The sequence below is a fragment of the Streptomyces sp. NPDC032126 genome, assembly GCF_055580085.1.
On the sequence record NZ_JBVIMA010000006.1, the window covers coordinates 39501 to 55010 of the forward strand.

The 15510-nt window shown below is 70.5% G+C and carries 14 protein-coding genes; 10 read left to right on the forward strand and 4 right to left on the reverse strand.

The window, feature by feature from the left end; translation table 11 throughout:
* Positions 1 to 438: an ATP-binding protein gene (locus ACZ5NW_RS22575; protein WP_468745691.1), complete on the reverse strand. Its 438-nt coding sequence runs from the start codon at positions 436 to 438 to the stop codon at positions 1 to 3.
* A gap of 175 nt (positions 439 to 613) precedes the next feature.
* Here ACZ5NW_RS22575 and ACZ5NW_RS22580 point away from each other — a divergent pair, with 175 nt between their 5' ends.
* Positions 614 to 1882, forward strand: a complete 1269-nt coding sequence (locus tag ACZ5NW_RS22580) for a helix-turn-helix domain-containing protein (RefSeq protein ID WP_468746154.1) — start codon at positions 614 to 616, stop codon at positions 1880 to 1882.
* Positions 1879 to 2433 carry a flavoprotein gene (locus tag ACZ5NW_RS22585; RefSeq protein WP_468745692.1) on the forward strand — a complete coding sequence of 185 codons (555 nt, stop codon included), beginning with the start codon at positions 1879 to 1881 and terminating at the stop codon, positions 2431 to 2433. Before ACZ5NW_RS22580 ends, ACZ5NW_RS22585 begins: the two co-directional genes overlap by 4 nt.
* Positions 2434 to 2560: 127 nt before the next feature.
* Here ACZ5NW_RS22585 and ACZ5NW_RS22590 read toward each other — a convergent pair whose 3' ends face one another.
* Positions 2561 to 3202 carry a hypothetical protein gene (locus tag ACZ5NW_RS22590; RefSeq protein WP_468745693.1) on the reverse strand — a complete coding sequence of 214 codons (642 nt, stop codon included), beginning with the start codon at positions 3200 to 3202 and terminating at the stop codon, positions 2561 to 2563.
* A 291-nt stretch (positions 3203 to 3493) separates the two neighbouring features.
* On the opposite strand from ACZ5NW_RS22590, the gene hemL reads away from it, so the two are divergent.
* The 8 genes from hemL to ACZ5NW_RS22630 all read left to right on the forward strand — a co-directional run bounded on the left by hemL (position 3494) and on the right by ACZ5NW_RS22630 (position 11709).
* Positions 3494 to 4813 (forward strand): glutamate-1-semialdehyde 2,1-aminomutase, encoded by a 1320-nt coding sequence (gene hemL / locus ACZ5NW_RS22595; RefSeq protein WP_468745694.1) that lies wholly within the window; start codon positions 3494 to 3496, stop codon positions 4811 to 4813.
* Entirely contained in the window at positions 4810 to 5499 is a 690-nt protein-coding gene (locus ACZ5NW_RS22600) for a histidine phosphatase family protein (protein WP_468745695.1), read from the forward strand. The genes hemL and ACZ5NW_RS22600 overlap by 4 nt, the downstream gene beginning before the upstream one ends.
* A 179-nt stretch (positions 5500 to 5678) precedes the next feature.
* Positions 5679 to 6980, forward strand: coding sequence for a polysaccharide deacetylase family protein (locus ACZ5NW_RS22605; RefSeq protein WP_468745696.1), 1302 nt, complete (start codon positions 5679 to 5681; stop codon positions 6978 to 6980).
* Between the two features lie 66 nt (positions 6981 to 7046).
* Positions 7047 to 7655, forward strand: a complete 609-nt coding sequence (locus ACZ5NW_RS22610) for a TlpA family protein disulfide reductase (protein WP_468745697.1) — start codon at positions 7047 to 7049, stop codon at positions 7653 to 7655.
* Between the two features lies 1 nt (position 7656).
* Positions 7657 to 8430, forward strand: coding sequence for a cytochrome c biogenesis CcdA family protein (locus ACZ5NW_RS22615; RefSeq protein WP_468745698.1), 774 nt, complete (start codon positions 7657 to 7659; stop codon positions 8428 to 8430).
* 3 nt (positions 8431 to 8433) lie between these two features.
* A complete protein-coding gene (gene resB, locus ACZ5NW_RS22620; protein ID WP_468745699.1) occupies positions 8434 to 10152 on the forward strand; it encodes a cytochrome c biogenesis protein ResB in 1719 nt (572 codons plus the stop codon).
* Positions 10149 to 11231: a c-type cytochrome biogenesis protein CcsB gene (gene ccsB / locus ACZ5NW_RS22625; protein ID WP_468745700.1), complete on the forward strand. Its 1083-nt coding sequence runs from the start codon at positions 10149 to 10151 to the stop codon at positions 11229 to 11231. Before resB ends, ccsB begins: the two co-directional genes overlap by 4 nt.
* 70 nt (positions 11232 to 11301) lie before the next feature.
* Entirely contained in the window at positions 11302 to 11709 is a 408-nt protein-coding gene (locus ACZ5NW_RS22630; RefSeq protein WP_468745701.1) for an SRPBCC family protein, read from the forward strand.
* A gap of 23 nt (positions 11710 to 11732) precedes the next feature.
* Here the strand turns inward: ACZ5NW_RS22630 and ACZ5NW_RS22635 are convergent, their stop codons facing one another.
* Both ACZ5NW_RS22635 and ACZ5NW_RS22640 read right to left on the reverse strand, forming a co-directional pair.
* Positions 11733 to 13295 carry a type 1 periplasmic-binding domain-containing protein gene (locus ACZ5NW_RS22635; RefSeq protein ID WP_468746155.1) on the reverse strand — a complete coding sequence of 521 codons (1563 nt, stop codon included), beginning with the start codon at positions 13293 to 13295 and terminating at the stop codon, positions 11733 to 11735.
* Positions 13295 to 15427, reverse strand: a complete 2133-nt coding sequence (locus tag ACZ5NW_RS22640; protein ID WP_468745702.1) for a hypothetical protein — start codon at positions 15425 to 15427, stop codon at positions 13295 to 13297. Before ACZ5NW_RS22640 ends, ACZ5NW_RS22635 begins: the two co-directional genes overlap by 1 nt.
* Positions 15428 to 15510 lie beyond the last annotated feature (83 nt).

Below are 15510 nucleotides of genomic sequence, written 5' to 3' on the forward strand. Positions count from 1 at the left end.
TCAACTCCTCTGGAGCGGAAGGGAGACGGCGATTTCGTGGTCCGGGCCGGTGGGCAGGGCGATCTCGGCCCAGCAACGCTTGCCCGTGGGCGCCGGCTCGGCGCCGTACCGGTCGGTGAGAGCGGCGACGAGGAACAGGCCCCGGCCGTTCTCGCTGTGCTCGTCCGGGAAACCGGGTCGAGGCAGCACCGGACTGCAGTCGCACACCTCGACGCGTAGGACGGCCTCAATGAGCCGCACCTCCATGGAGACCTGCCCGCAGCCGGCGTACCGGACGGCGTTGGTGACCAGCTCACTGATCACCAGCTCGGCGGTGTGCACCACCTCGTCGTTCAGATCCGCTTCCCAGCCCTGTATCGCCTCTGCCGCCTGGTGCCGGGCGGAGGCGACCGCGGTGGCGGAAGCGGGTAGGGACAGGTTGAGCTGGTGCGCTGCCATGAGCGGCCTCCCGAGGTTGCTGCGGCCACTTCACGCAACCACCTGGTCGCGGAGTGTGGTTAGCCCCGGTGCTGGCGCTGCATCAGTTATGCAGGAGCTGCATCACCACGAAGTGCAGCTGATCTACGCTCAGTTGAGCAGGCAGGATCGGCGACGGCGGAAGGGGCCGTGGCAGATGGCCGAAGCACACAGCGAAGCGAGACGGATCGGTGAAGTGATCCGTCAGGCACGAGTCTTACAGCGACGCTCGCAGAAGGAGGTCGCCGCCGCCCTGGGCTACCACCAGTCCAAGCTGAGTCGCCTGGAAGGTGGCCGGGGCACGGAGGACATTCGCGTCTTGCGTGCCGTCGCGCAGGAACTCAGGATCCCACGGCAACAGTTGGGTCTCGCCGCTACCGAAGCCTCCGCCACCGATCCCGAAGCAGACGACATGCACCGCCGCACGTTCCTCGCTGCGAGCATCGCCGCGCTCACAACGCCGGCCACCTCTGCCGCCGCCCACGATGATCTCGTCCAGGCGCTCCTGCCCGGCCTGAGCCTGGCGGGCACAGATACCCCCTTGGACACAACGGTTCTCCGGGAGCGGGTCGGCGCTGCTCGCAAGCTGTTCTATACCTGCGACTATGCGGAGCTGGAGCGAATCCTGCCCGGCCTGATCGCCGACCTCAGGCTGGCTTCCAGCAGCCCGAGGGACCGTGATGTGCTGTCCGCGCTGCTGGCCACGACGTACCAGACTTCCGCCAGTCTCCTGCTGAAGCAGCACGACCAGGGCAATGCCTGGCTCGCGGTCGGCCGTGCGATGGCTGAGGCCGAACGCTCCGGCGACCCGGTGGTGCTGGCCTCCAGCGTCCGCGTGCAGGCCCACGTTCTGGCCCGCGAGAAGCACACAGCCCAGGCCGTCACCCTTGTCCGCCACACGGCTCATCAGCTCACCGGGTCCTACGACCGCCGATCTCCGAGGGACCTCGCGGCCGTCGGGCTGTTGCTTCTTCGTGGTGTGACTGCAGCCAGTGGAGGCGGCGACCGCGCGGCCACCGAGGAGTTCCTCGCCGAGGCCAAAGAGGTGGCCCGGTACGTATCCCTAGACCGACCCGACGCCTGGGCCAACTTCAGCCCCACCAACGTCGCCCTCCACGAGCTCAGTGCCCTAGTGGCCTTCGGCGACTCCGGCCTCGCACTCCAGGCCGCCCGCCCACTCATGCGCCGGCATATCCCGGTCCCTGAGCGCCGGGCGGCCCTGTGGGTGGAGGTGGCTCGTGCCTACAGCCAGCAGGGACGCCTCTCCGACGGCTACCGGGCCCTGCGCATCGCCGAGAACTGCGCGGCCCAGGACGTCCGCCGACCCGCCGTCCGCGACCTGGTCGCCGACATGGCCGCCCGCGACCGTCGCCGTACCCTGCCGGAACTGCACCACTTCAGCCGCCAGCTGGGAGTCCCTGCGTGAGTGAGCCGACCGCACCGGAGAAGAAGCCCTTCCTGTACGTCGTCGTGTGTGCCTGTGGCATTGCCGGTGACGTCGGCAGGCTCATCGCCGCCGCGCAGGAGCGGCACTGGGACGTCGGTGTGATCGCCACCCCGCAGGGTCTGGGCTTCCTCGACACCAAGGCGATTGAAGCCCAGACCGGCTGTCCGATCCGCTCGGCCTGGCGTACGCCGGGCGAGGCCCGATCCCTGCCACCCGCGGACGCCATCGCGGTCGCGCCGGCCACCTTCAACACGGTCAACAAGTGGGCCGCCGGCATCTCCGACACCCTTGCGCTGGGCATCCTGTGCGAGGCGTACGGCATGGGCATCCCCACCGCCGTCCTGCCGTATCTGAACGCTGCCCAGGCCGCCCACCCCGCCTACCGTCGTAGTCTGGACCAGCTGCGTGAGATGGGCGTCCTGGTCGGCTCGTACGAGCCCCACAAGCCCAAGGCAGGCGGAGGCGCCGACCGATTCGAATGGGAGGAGGCGCTGAAGCTCCTCGCCCCCGCGCTGTCCGCGCGGACGTGATCAACGCACATCCGTGCCCTCAGCAAAACCAATGTGCCCTCGATGCGCCCTGGCGGCCCGACGCCCCCTCCCGGGACCGCAAAGGGCGAGGCCCGAAGGCCCCACCCCATCCCATGGAAGCCCCAGCTCAGGGCCACACAAGGCAATACGGCTGGTGCCCCGCCTCATGAAGGCGGTGGCTGAAGTCCTGCCACTCGTGCAGCAGCTGGTACACGTTGAACGCGTCCCGGGGGCCGCCCCTGTCCGGGACTGTCGACCAGATGAAGGCCGCCGCGCCCACCGCCTCCTCGCCGATGTCGCGGAGGGGGTCCACCACCGTCATCGGGAGTTTGACCACCGCGTAGTCGGGGTGCAGGACGACCAGTTCCAGGGGCGGGACCTTGTGGAGGGGGACGCCCTCGATGCCGGTGAGGACCATCGCGGCCATCGTCTCCGGCTTGATCTTGGTGAACATGCCGTTCATGCCGAGCTCGTCGCCGCCGAGTTCCTCGGGGCGCATCGAGATCGGGACGCGGGCCGCGGTCGCGCCGTCGGGCGCGCCGAAGTACTTGTACGTCACCCCCACCCGACCACCATTCCCGCTCCCCGCCCCGAGGCGGTCGGCCCGCTGGTCGATCCGACGGTCGACCCGCTCGGGCTCATTCGATCCGCTATGTCCCTGACGTGCTGCTTCGCCCGCTTCCTCCGCGTCGCGCCGGTGCCTTCCCCGCCGGGCACGTCGAGGACCCAGGTCATCAGTCCCCTCGCCCAGTCCGCCACCGCGATGCATATCTCCACCCGACTGCTTTTCTAGGACGCGTGGGCCCCGCCACGCAACCCGATCATCGTGTCAGTGACCTCCCCCACGGTCGCCCGCCGAAACGTGCGTTGAAACACCTGTCCGCAGGATCTTCGCAGCCACAGGACACTCGGTCGTTGTGAGCTACGTCTATCAACCTCGGTCCGTCTCAGTTTCGCAGATGACGGCGGCCGGGGGAGGGCCGCGACCGGCTGGCCTACCCTGGGGAGTCACTGGCACCGGAATCCAGCACGTCGGAGAAGGTCGGAGAATCCGCAGGTCATGAGCGAACTGCCCTATTCATACGATGCGCCTGTCTCGCAGGCCCTGTTCGACCGAGCGGCCGCCGTCACACCGGGCGGGGTGAACTCGCCGGTCCGCGCCTTCCGCGCCGTGGGTGGCACGCCCCGCTTCATGGTGTCCGGCAAGGGCGCCTACCTCACCGACGCCGACGGCCGGGAGTACGTCGACCTGGTCTGCTCCTGGGGTCCCATGATCCTCGGCCACTCCCACCCCGAGGTCATCGCCGCCGTCCAGGACGCCGTCTCCCGTGGCACCTCCTTCGGTACGCCCGGTGAGGGCGAGGTCGCGCTCGCGGAGGAGATCGTCGACCGGGTGGGTCCGGTGCAGCAGGTGCGGCTCGTCAGCAGCGGCACCGAGGCCACCATGTCCGCCATCCGGCTCGCCCGGGGCTTCACCCGGCGCTCCAAGGTGATCAAGTTCGCCGGGTGCTACCACGGGCACGTCGACTCCCTGCTCGCCGCCGCCGGCAGCGGTGTCGCCACCTTCGCCCTGCCCGACACGCCCGGCGTCACCGGCGCCCAGGCCGGCGACACCATCGTCCTGCCGTACAACGACCTCGAAGCGGTGAACGAGGCCTTCCACCGCCACCCCGGTGAGATCGCCTGCGTCATCACCGAGGCCTCGCCGGGCAACATGGGCGTCGTACCGCCGCTGCCCGGCTTCAACCAGGGCCTCAAGGACGCCTGCTCGCGCAACGGCGCCCTGTACATCTCCGACGAGGTCATGACCGGGTTCCGCACCAGCCGCGCCGGATGGTTCGGGGTCGACGGGGTCGCGCCCGACCTGATGACCTTCGGCAAGGTCATGGGCGGTGGCTTCCCGGCCGCCGCCTTCGGTGGGCGGGAGGACGTCATGGCCCACCTCGCGCCCGCCGGGCCCGTCTACCAGGCCGGCACCCTCTCCGGGAACCCGATCGCCACCGCCGCCGGGCTGGCCCAGCTGCGGCTGCTCGACGACGCCGCGTACGCCAAGGTCAACGCGGTCTCCGAGCAGATCCAGGCGCTCGTCTCCGAGGCGCTGACCAAGGAGGGCGTGGCGCACACCGTGCAGAGCGCCTCCAACATGTTCTCCGTCTTCTTCACCGACCGTCCGGTGCGCGACTACGAGGACGCCAAGCGGCAGGAGTCCTTCCGCTTCACCGCGTTCTTCCACTCGCTCCTCGCGAACGGCGTCTACCTGCCGCCGTCCTCCTTCGAGTCCTGGTTCGTCTCCACCGCGCACGACGAGCGTGCCGTCCAGAAGATCGCCGACGCCCTTCCGGCGGCGGCCCGAGCCGCCGCGGAGGCCACGGCAGCATGAGCACCAGCGCCAGCAACGACATCACCGTCGTCCACCTCATGCGGCACGGCGAGGTCGCCAACCCGGACGGCGTCCTCTACGGCCGCCTGCCCGGCTACCACCTCTCCGAGCTCGGCCGACAGATGGCCGAGCGGGTCGCCGACCACCTGGCCTCCCGGGACGTCACCTACGTCTGCGCCTCCCCGCTGGAGCGGGCGCAGGAGACGGCCACCCCGATCGCCAAGGCGCACGGGCTGGACCTCGCGTCCGACGAGCGGCTCATCGAGGCGGAGAACGTCTTCCAGGGCAAGACCTTCGGCGTCGGCGACGGCGCCCTGCGCAAGCCCGGGAACTGGAAGCACCTCGTCAACCCGTTCAAGCCGTCCTGGGGCGAGCCGTACGTCGATCTCGTCGTCCGGATGAAGGGCGCGCTGGACGCCGCCCGGGACCAGGCGCGCGGACACGAGGCCGTGCTCGTCAGCCACCAGCTGCCGATCTGGATCGTGCGGTCCTATGTCGAGCGGCGCCGGCTGTGGCACGACCCGCGCAAGCGGCAGTGCACCCTCGCCTCCCTGACGACCTTCACCTACCAGGGCGACCGGATCGTCTCCGTCGGCTACACCGAGCCGGCCATCGACCTCGTCCCGGCCCACCTCCGCGCCGGCGCGAAGCCGGTCCAGGGCAAGGACAAGGCCTTCGGGGCGTAGACCTGCGGCGCCGGCTCCGATCAAGCCCTCGGGGCTCCGACCAGGCAGATCCCGTAAGCCCTTTCTGCCTGCCTCTGTGCCCTCTGTTACCAAACCCAGAACTATTCGCGGAACCTCCCCCTTCGGCGCGTCCTCTGAATGAGTGAAATCAGAGAACGTGACGAACGGGGGGCCGCGCGATGCGCACCTTCAGCCGCAGGGGAGCACTCGGACTCGGCGCGGGCGCGGCCGCCGCCGCGGGCCTCACCGGGTGCGGAAGCCTCACCTCCTCCTCCGATGACGGTGACCACGGGAAGGGCGGGGCCGGGGGCTCCACGAAGCACCCGTCGAGCAGTCCGACCCCCACCGCCCGCCCGATCGGCGACGGTTCGACCTCGTTCACCGGCAAGCAGCCCCATCAGCCGGGCAGGCCGGTGCCGTTGGAGCCGGGCCAGCAGCCGCCGCAGTTCGTCATCTTCTCCTGGGACGGCGCCGGCGAGGTCGGCAACGGTCTCTTCCCGCGCTTCCTGGACCTGGCCAAGGAGCACGGCGCGTCGATGACCTTCTTCCTCTCCGGGCTGTATCTGCTGCCCGAGTCGAAGAAGCGGCTCTACGACCCGCCGAACAACCCGCGTGGCGCCTCCGACATCGGCTACCTCAGCGACGACCACGTCAAGGCGACCCTCACCAACGTCCACCGCGCCTGGCTCGAAGGCCACGAGATCGGCACCCACTTCAACGGGCACTTCTGCGGCGAGGGCCACGGCTCCGTCGCCCACTGGTCGCCCCAGCAGTGGCGCAGCGAGATCGACCAGGCGAAGAACTTCGTCAAGCAGTGGCGTACCAACACCGGCTGGACCGATCTGCCCTCCCTGCCGTTCGACTACGACAAGGAGCTGGTCGGCGGCCGTACGCCCTGTCTGCTCGGGCAGGACAACCTGCTGCCCACGGCCCGCTCCCTGGGCTGGCGCTACGACGCCTCCTCGCCCGGCGGCCGGCAGGTCTGGCCACAGAAGAAGCAGGGCATATGGGACTTTCCGCTCCAGCAGATACCCTTCCCGGGCCACAGCTTCGAGGTCCTGTCCATGGACTACAACATGCTCGCCAACCAGTCGGTCAGGACGACGAACGCCCCGGCCCACAACTACCCGGGCTGGCGCGACCAGGCCGCCCAGGCGTACATCTCGGGCTTCCAGCGGGCCTACGAGACCAACCGCGCGCCCCTGTTCATCGGCAACCACTTCGAGCACTGGAACGGCGGCATCTACATGGACGCCGTGGAGCAGGCGTTCAAGCACATCGCGCGCGAGAAGGAGAAGGGCGCCGACGTCCGCATGGTCTCCTTCCGGCAGTTCGCGGACTGGATGGACGTACAGAAGCCGGACGTGCTCGCGAAGCTCCGCACGCTGGACGTCGGCCAGCGGCCCGCCGGTGGCTGGAAGGCGTTCACCGGGACCAAAACCACCGGGACCACGGCCACCGGGACCAAAACCACCGCCTGAAATGCGGATTTCCCCCCGCAAGGGGGGTGCGCAAGATCCCCAGAACGGGCATGCGAAACTTTTCACATGAGTGCCGCTCGCCGCGCCCCCCAGCGCTCGACCGCCCTGACGACCGCCGCCGGTGCCGCGGTCGCCGCGCTGCTGCTGTCCGCCTGCACCTCCGGAGGCACCTCCGGGGGCGGTGGTGACACCAACTTCGTGATGGGCAAGGACGGCGTCTCCACGGTGAAGAAGGGGGACCGTTCCATGGTCCCCGACCTGTCCGGCGAGACGATCGACGACCAGCAGCTCGACGTCGCCTCCTACAAGGGCAAGGTCGTCGTCCTCAATGTGTGGGGCTCCTGGTGCGCGCCCTGCCGTGCCGAGGCGCCCAACTTCGAGAAGGTCTACCAGGACCTCAAGGCCCGGGGCGTGCAGTTCGTCGGGATCAACACCCGGGACACCAACGTGCAGAACGCCCGCGCCTTCGAGAAGGACCAGGGCGTCACGTACCCGAGCCTGTACGACCCGACCGGCAAGCTGCTGCTGCGCTTCAAGAAGGGCACCCTCAACCTCCAGGCGGTGCCCTCCACGGTGGTGATCGACCGGGACGGCGGGGTCGCCGCCCGCTCGCTGTCGCCGCTCAGCGAGGCCAAGCTCCGCAAGATGATCGACCCGGTTCTCGCGGAGAAGTGACGTGACCGCGCTCTCCTCGCTCGCGGCCGCCACCGACCCCAACGGCACGGTCCTGCACGGCGCCCTGCTGTTCGCCGTGCCGGTCGCGGTGCTCGGCGGGCTCGTCTCCTTCTTCTCGCCGTGCGTCCTGCCGCTCGTCCCGGGCTACTTGTCGTATGTGACCGGTGTCACGGGCGCCGACCTCGCGGAGGCGCGGCGCGGCCGGATGGTCGCCGGTGCCTCCCTGTTCGTGCTCGGCTTCACGGCCGTCTTCGTCTCCAGCGGCGCCCTGTTCGGCTACTTCGGCGACACGCTCCAGGCGAACAAGGGCACGCTGTCCAAGGTGCTCGGCGTGCTCATGATCCTCATGGGCGTCTTCTTCATGGGCCTCATGCCCTGGATGACCCAGCGTGAGTTCCGCTTCCACCGGCGTCCGACGACCGGCCTGATCGGCGCCCCCTTCCTGGGCGCGCTGTTCGGCATCGGCTGGACGCCCTGCATCGGCCCCACCCTGACCTCCGTGCTGGCCCTGTCCTACAACGAGGGCAGCGCGGGCCGCGGTGCCATACTGACCGTCGCCTACTGCCTCGGCCTTGGTGTGCCGTTCGTGCTCGCCGCGGTCGCCTTCCGCAAGGCGCTCGGCGCCTTCGCCTGGGTCAAGCGCCACTACGTCTGGGTGCTGAGGGCGGGCGGCACGATGATGATCGTGACCGGTGTGCTGCTGCTCACCGGCGCCTGGGACCGCATGGTGCAGGACATGCAGTCCTGGTCCAACGGCTTCACTGTGGGGATCTGACCGATGAGCAAGACCACCGCGCCCACCGACACGCCTACGGACGGGGCCGCCGACCAGGACCTGGGTGCCGCCGGCTCCCAGCTGTCCACCGCCCCCGAGGAGCTGTCCTCCGCCCTGCCCGGGCTGGGGGTCGTCGGCTGGGCCCGCTGGTTCTGGCGCCAGCTGACCTCCATGCGCGTCGCCCTGCTGCTCCTGCTGCTGCTGGCGCTCGGCGCGATCCCCGGGTCGCTGATCCCGCAGACCGGTATCGACGCGACGAAGGTCGCCGACTTCCGCGCCCGGCACACCACGCTCTCGCCGATCTACGACAAGCTGGGCCTGTTCCACGTCTACAGCTCGGTGTGGTTCTCCGCGATCTACATCCTGCTGTTCGTCTCCCTCATCGGCTGCATCGTGCCCCGCACCTGGCAGTTCGTGGGCCAGCTGCGCGGCCGCCCGCCGGGCGCCCCCAAGCGGCTGACCCGGCTGCCCGCGTACACGACGTGGCGTACGGAGGCGGAGCCCGAGCAGGTCCGTGAGGCCGCGCTCGCACTGCTGAAGAAGCGCCGTTTCCGCGCGCATCTCGCCGGGGACGCGGTCGCCGCCGAGAAGGGCTATCTGCGCGAGGTCGGCAACCTGGCCTTCCACATCGCGCTGATCGTGCTGCTGGTCGCCTTCGCGTGGGGCCAGCTGTTCAAGTCCGAGGGCAACAAGCTGATCGTCGAGGGCGACGGTTTCGCCAACAACCTCACCCAGTACGACGACTTCAAGTCGGGCAACCTCTTCTCCACCGACGACCTGGTGCCGTTCAGCTTCAAACTGGACAAGTTCACCGGCACCTACGAGCTGACCGGCCCGAACCGCGGCACCCCGCGCACCTACGAGGCGTCCCTCACCTACAGCGAGGGCGCGTACGGCAAGGGCAGGAAGACCCGCGTCCAGGTCAACCACCCGCTGGAGATCGGCGACGCCAAGGTCTACCTCACGGCCCACGGCTACGCCCCGGTGATCACCGTCCGCAACGGCAAGGGCGAGGTCGTCTTCCACGACGCCGTTCCGCTGCTGCCGCTCGACGGCAACGTCACCTCCACCGGTGTCATCAAGGTCTACGACGGCTACCGCAACGCCCAGGGCGTCAAGGAGCAGCTCGGCATCAAGGCGTTCTTCTACCCGACGTACGGCGGGGCGGGCACCGAGGCCGGATCGCGGTTCCCGGCGCTGCTGAACCCGCTGCTGAACCTGGAGCCGTACCACGGCGACCTCGGGGTCAACGCCGGCATCCCGCAGAACGTGTACCAGCTCGACAAGGCCCATATGAAGGGCTACAAGGACGCCAGGAAGCAGCAGCTCAGGTCCAACCTGAAGCCCGGCCAGACCCTCCAGCTCCCCGGCGGCGCCGGTTCCGTCACCTTCGAGGGCACCAGGCAGTGGGCGAACTTCCAGATCGTCCAGGCGCCCGGCAGCAGCTGGGCCCTGGTGGGCGCGCTGGCCGCGATCTTCGGCCTCGCCGGCTCCCTGTTCATCTCGCGCCGCCGGGTGTGGGTGCGCGCGGTGAAGGGCGCCGACGGCGTCACGGTCGTCGAGATGGCGGGGCTCGGCCGCAGCGAGTCCGCCAAGGTGCCCGAGGAGCTCGGCGATCTCGCCGGGATCCTGTACGACCAGGCTCCCGGGGCACCCGACCCCGGGACCGACCCCGATTCCCCCGACCCTCATGTCGTACCTGCCGAAGGGGCTGAGAAGTGACTCTCGCCGCCGCCGCCAACGAACATCTCGCCAATGTCAGCAACACGCTGATCTACTCCGCGATGGCCGTCTACACCCTGGCCTTCTTCGCGTACATCGCCGAATGGCTCTTCGGCAGCCGCAGCAAGGTCGGCCGGACGGCCGCCGCGCTCACCGCCGACGAGAAGACCGCGGCGCGGGGCCCGGCCGTCACCGTGAAGAAGGCCGGGGGGACCGCCGTACTGGAGCGGCCGCAGGTCGTCGTGCGGGCGGCCGCCGGGGCGCGGGACGTGCCGGACGGGCCCGGCGCGCACGGCGGTGACGAGCAGGGCGATCTGTACGGACGGATCGCCATCTCCCTCACCGTGCTGGCCTTCGCGGTGGAGCTCGCCGGCGTCATCGCCCGCGCGGCCTCCGTGGAGCGGGCGCCGTGGGGCAACATGTACGAGTTCAACATCACCTTCTCCACGGTCGCCGTCGCCGTCTACCTCGGCCTGCTGGCGCTGAAGAAGAACGTCCGCTGGATCGGCCTGTTCCTGATCACCACGGTCCTGCTCGACCTCGGCCTCGCGGTCACCGTCCTGTACACGGCGAGCGACCAGCTGGTCCCGGCGCTGCACTCGTACTGGCTGTACATCCACGTCTCCACCGCGATCTTCTGCGGCGCGGTGTTCTACGTCGGCGCGGTCGCCACGATCCTGTACCTGTTCAAGGACGCGTACGAGAACAAGCTGGCGAACGGCGGCACGCCCGGCAAGTTCGCCAACTCGGTGCTCGACCGGCTGCCCGCCTCGGCGTCCCTCGACAAGTTCGCCTACCGCGTGAACGCGGCCGTCTTCCCGCTGTGGACGTTCACGATCATCGCGGGCGCGATCTGGGCGGGCGACGCCTGGGGCCGCTACTGGGGCTGGGACCCCAAGGAGACCTGGTCGTTCATCACCTGGGTCGCCTACGCCTGCTACCTCCACGCCCGCGCCACGGCCGGCTGGAAGGGCCGCAAGGCCGCCTACCTGGCCCTGATCGCCTTCGGCTGCTGGCTGTTCAACTACTACGGCGTCAACATCTTCGTCTCCGGCAAGCACTCCTACGCGGGCGTGTAAGTCCCGTCGATCGCGCAGGTCAGCGGCGGTCAGGGGTGCGTTTTCGGTGGGGCGGGGTCACTCTGGTTCCATGACCGGTTCCATCGAGCAGGGCATCAGCCAGACCCACGGGAACACGCACATCCTGAACTTCCTGGTGCGGCTCCCGGCGGCCATGGAGCAGGTCTGGTCGTACGTGGCCGGCGCGGAGGGCATCGCCTTCTGGTGGACGCCCGTCGAGGCCCTCGAACCCAGGCTCGGCGGCGCGGTCGCGCTGGCGGGCCTGGGCGAGGGGCGGGTCACGGCGTGGGACGTGGACCGGGTCGCCGAGTACACGCTGGACCGCGGCGGCCGGGTCCGGTTCCATCTGGAGCGGGCCGGGGACGAGGAGGCGGTCCTGCGCTTCACCCATGAGTTCGAGGGGGACGGCGAGTCGGAGGCCCATTGGCGCAGCCGATTCGCACACCTGATCGACATCCTGGAAGAACTGGGATCCTAGGCGTCCCTACGGTTCAGACGGCGTCAGGGTTCAGACGGCGTCAGGCAGCCCTTCTCCGGTGGCTTCCCCTCCGGCCAGGCGATCTTGACGAAGCGGGAGCCGCCCTGCGGGGTGAGTTCCACGATCGGCACCGCCTTGTCGTACGGATTGCCGTGGCCGTCCAGGCAGATCCAGCCGCTCGCCCCGTCGACCCGCAGCGAGCCCTTGACCTGCGGCCACTGGAGGCCGACATCGGCGAGCGGCGGGACCGTGCCCCCGTCCGGCGTGGCCTCCCGGATGCCCTTGATCGCCAGCTGCATCGCGTCGTACCCGATGATCAGCTGGCCGTCCTCCAGCGCGGCCTTCCCGATCGGCCCGACCGGCTCCCGCTGGGCGAGCGCCAGCAGATCGGTCAGCTTCTTCGTGTCGGCCGCCGAACCGCCCGGCGTCCCGGCGGGCGTCCTCGCCCAGGCGTCCGGGTGGGCCAGGGACGTGTAGCGCACGGAGAGACGGTGGGTCAGGGCGCTGCGGTCCAGGTCCTTCTCACCGGTCAGATACGAGCCCTCGTCGCCGGTGAGCAGCGTGAAGGCGCGATCCTGGCAGCCGCGCCCGCCGAGCGCGTTGATGAACTGCCGCAGCTGGGTGTGCCGGCCGGCGAAGAGGATCGTGTCGGTGCCCGGCGAGGTGTCGCACACCAGATGCGTGATCTGCCGGAAGGTGTTCGCGGTCGTCCCCTCCTGGCTGCGGTCGGCGGGCGGCGTGAAGGGCTGCGGCTCGTACGGCGAGCCCTCGATCAGCTTGGCGAAGGAGTTCTGCAGGGTGCGCGTGTAGGGGTCGCCCGGCTTGTCGTAGACCAGCAGCGCCCGGCCCGCGCCCACCTTCGCGAAGGACGCCAGCGCGCGGGCCTCGTCGGTGTTGGTGGGCGAGACCCGGGCCAGGCCGGGGAAGGGGTCGGTGCCCTTCTGGCCGTTGGCGAGGTCGTCGGCGGTGATGGACGAGCCGACGACCGGGATGTGCCGCCGGGTCAGTTCGGCGACGGCCTTCTTGTTGGCGTCGGTGCTCATGCCGACCCCGGAGACCGCCCGCAGCCGGTCCCCGCTCCTCGTCATCGCCTCCAGTTGGTCCACCGTGCGCTCCCAGTGGTCGCCGGTGGCGCCCGGGTTGGCGAGGACCAGCCGGATCGCCGGGGACTGGCCGTTGGCCCGGTGGTTGGCCTGCCACTGCGCCAGGTAGGCGCCCTGGAGTTCGTGCTGGATGTCGTTGAGCGTGGAGGGGGTGGTCGCGGTGTAGGGGAGCAGCACCGCGACGGTGACGTAACTCCCCTTCTTCAGACGGGCGTTCTCGCGGACGATCGACTTGACCGCGTCCTTCAGCTGCGGCCGGCCGAAGTCGTACGCCGTCGACGCCACGCCCACGCACTCGTCGCTGCCCTCGGGGCGCTCCACGCCGGGCGCGCACGAGCGGTCCTCGTGGGCGATCACCCGGACCGCGAACACCAGGCCGGTGATCAGGGCGGCCGTGAGCAGCAGGGCCGTATAGCGGTAGAGGCGTATCTCCCAGACCTCCCGCAGCCACCGCGCCACCCGGCTTCTGCCCGCTCGCGCCATCATGCCTCCCCGTCCCCGTCGTCGTCCGGCCCGTCGTCCTCAGGTGTGCGCGGCGGCCGCCCGGCGAGGGCGTCCTCGGGCCACGCCTGGGACGCGGCGAACAGCAGCGCGCCCCCGGCCGGCCGCAGATCGGACAGTTGCAGCAGCTCGAACCGCAGCCGCTCGCACACCCCCCGGTCGGGCAGCACCAGCGGGTCGGAGGCCTGCCACAGCGCGTGCAGCAGCCGCCGTACCCGTAGGTGCAGGAAGGGGTCGACGCCCTCCGGCGGCAGCTCGTCGGCGTCCGTGCGGCCGAGGGCGACGGCCGTGCGCCGGTCGAGGGGGCCGGTGGAGTCGCGGCCCTCGGCGTCGTGCGCGTGGAAGTAGGGCGCGCCGGCCAGGAAGCACAGGGTGTCCAGCCAGGCGCGCGGGTCGGCGGAGTGGAAGGTGTCGCGCAGGTGCGCCACCGCTCCGGCCGTGTCGCCGAGGGCCAGTTCGTGGTACAGCCGGTAGCGGTCGCGGTGCGGGTCGTCGGCCTCGGTGTAGTGGCGGATCAGCGTCTCGTGCACCTCGCGCCACTTGACGTGGTCCGCGCTGCGGTGGTGCAGCCGGAGCAGCAGCAGGGTCCGTACGAACGGGTCGCCGACGAAGTGCCCGGGGGCGGCCGGCAGTCCCTCCTCGGCCAGCGTCACCCGCAGCGACCGTACGCCCGACGAGCCGAAGTCGTCGCCGAGCCGGGCGGCGGCGAGGGCGACGGCCGAGTCGTGGTCGTGGGCGGCGGCGAGCACGGTCAGCTCGTCGAGCCGGTCGGCCGGCACCAGGCGGCGCAGTAGCTCGACGTAGGCGGGGCGGCCGTCGTCCTGCCCCTCCTCCTGGGTGATGTCGGCGGTGAGCAGTCGGCCGAGCGAGGCGGCCCGGTCGGGATGCTGCCGGGCGGCGGTCGCCACCAGGACGATGCCCAGCGGATTGCCGCCGGTCAACCGATAGGTGGCGTACGGGAGTTGGGGCGAGGGCACCTGGCCCTCGCAGACGGCTCCCACGATGTGCAGGGTGTCGTCGGGCGACAGCGGCGGGAGCGGTACGACCAGCGCCCGCGAGGACGGCGTACTGCCCGGGTGCCAGCCGGTGGAGCGCGCCACGTCCGCGAGGTCGCGGCGCACCGCCTCCCGCAGCACCGGGACCTGCCGGCCGCCGCGCACGGTGGCGATGAACGCGACCTGGTCGTGGATGCCCTCGGCGCGGTCGCGCAGCACGGCGTCGAGCAGCCCGGGGCCGGGGCCGGTGTGCGCGTTGTCGAGGAGGACGAGGGGACGGCCCAGCCGGGTGAGGTGGGAGCCGAGCCCCGAGTATCCCTCCGCCAGGTCGGCCAGCAGCGCCCGCACCAGCCATCGCTCGGCGTGCTCGCGCGAGGTGCGGCCCGCGCGGAAGTTCCCGGAGAGCAGCAGCAGCCCGCGCTGGGCGTTGCCGCCGGCGTTCGGATACGCCCGGTACCAGGTGGCCGGCTTCTGCTCCTTGTGGGAGGTGAACCCCTCCGACAGGGCCTCCAGGGTGGCCTCGACGGTCGCCGCGACGAACGGGCCCTGGCCGCTGGCCGCCGCGATCACCTTGGAGGCGACCTTCGCCGCCCACCGCCCGGCCAGGCTGAAGCGCGAACCGCGTTCGTTCAGCAGCAGGATCCGGGTGAGCTCGCGCCGGATGCGGTCGGAGTCGGTGCGTCCGCTCCAGTCGCTGGCCCGCACCGCCACCAGCCCCGCCGTCAGCCGCGGGAAGGAGAGCTGCCCGGCCGCCTTCACCGGCTCGGTCAGCTGCTCGGCGAGCACCAGCAGCGCCTGCCACACCGGCGACCAGGACTCCGGGCTCTCCTCGTGCGGCGGCGCCGCGAACTGCGGGTCCTCGCAGTCGACGATCGCGACGGGAGTCCGCTTGCGCGTCTCGCCCTTGCGGTTGGACTCCTGGTAGGCGACCACCACTTCGTGCAGGACGGCGCTCTTGCCGAGGCCCCGTCCGCCCGCGAGCACCACCAGCGGCAGCTCGCGGGCGTGATCCACCTTGGCGCCGACATGCTCGTACGGCCGCAGTCCGACCAGCCGCGGCACCAGTCCCGCCGGTTCGACGTCGAACAGCGCACCCCGCCCGTGCAACGCTCCGTGCAACCCGCACCTCCCCCCAGGGCCGGTTCCCAACGCAAGGGTAAGGACGGGAAGTTGGTGCGTGCCAGATCCCGTGGTGTCCGTTG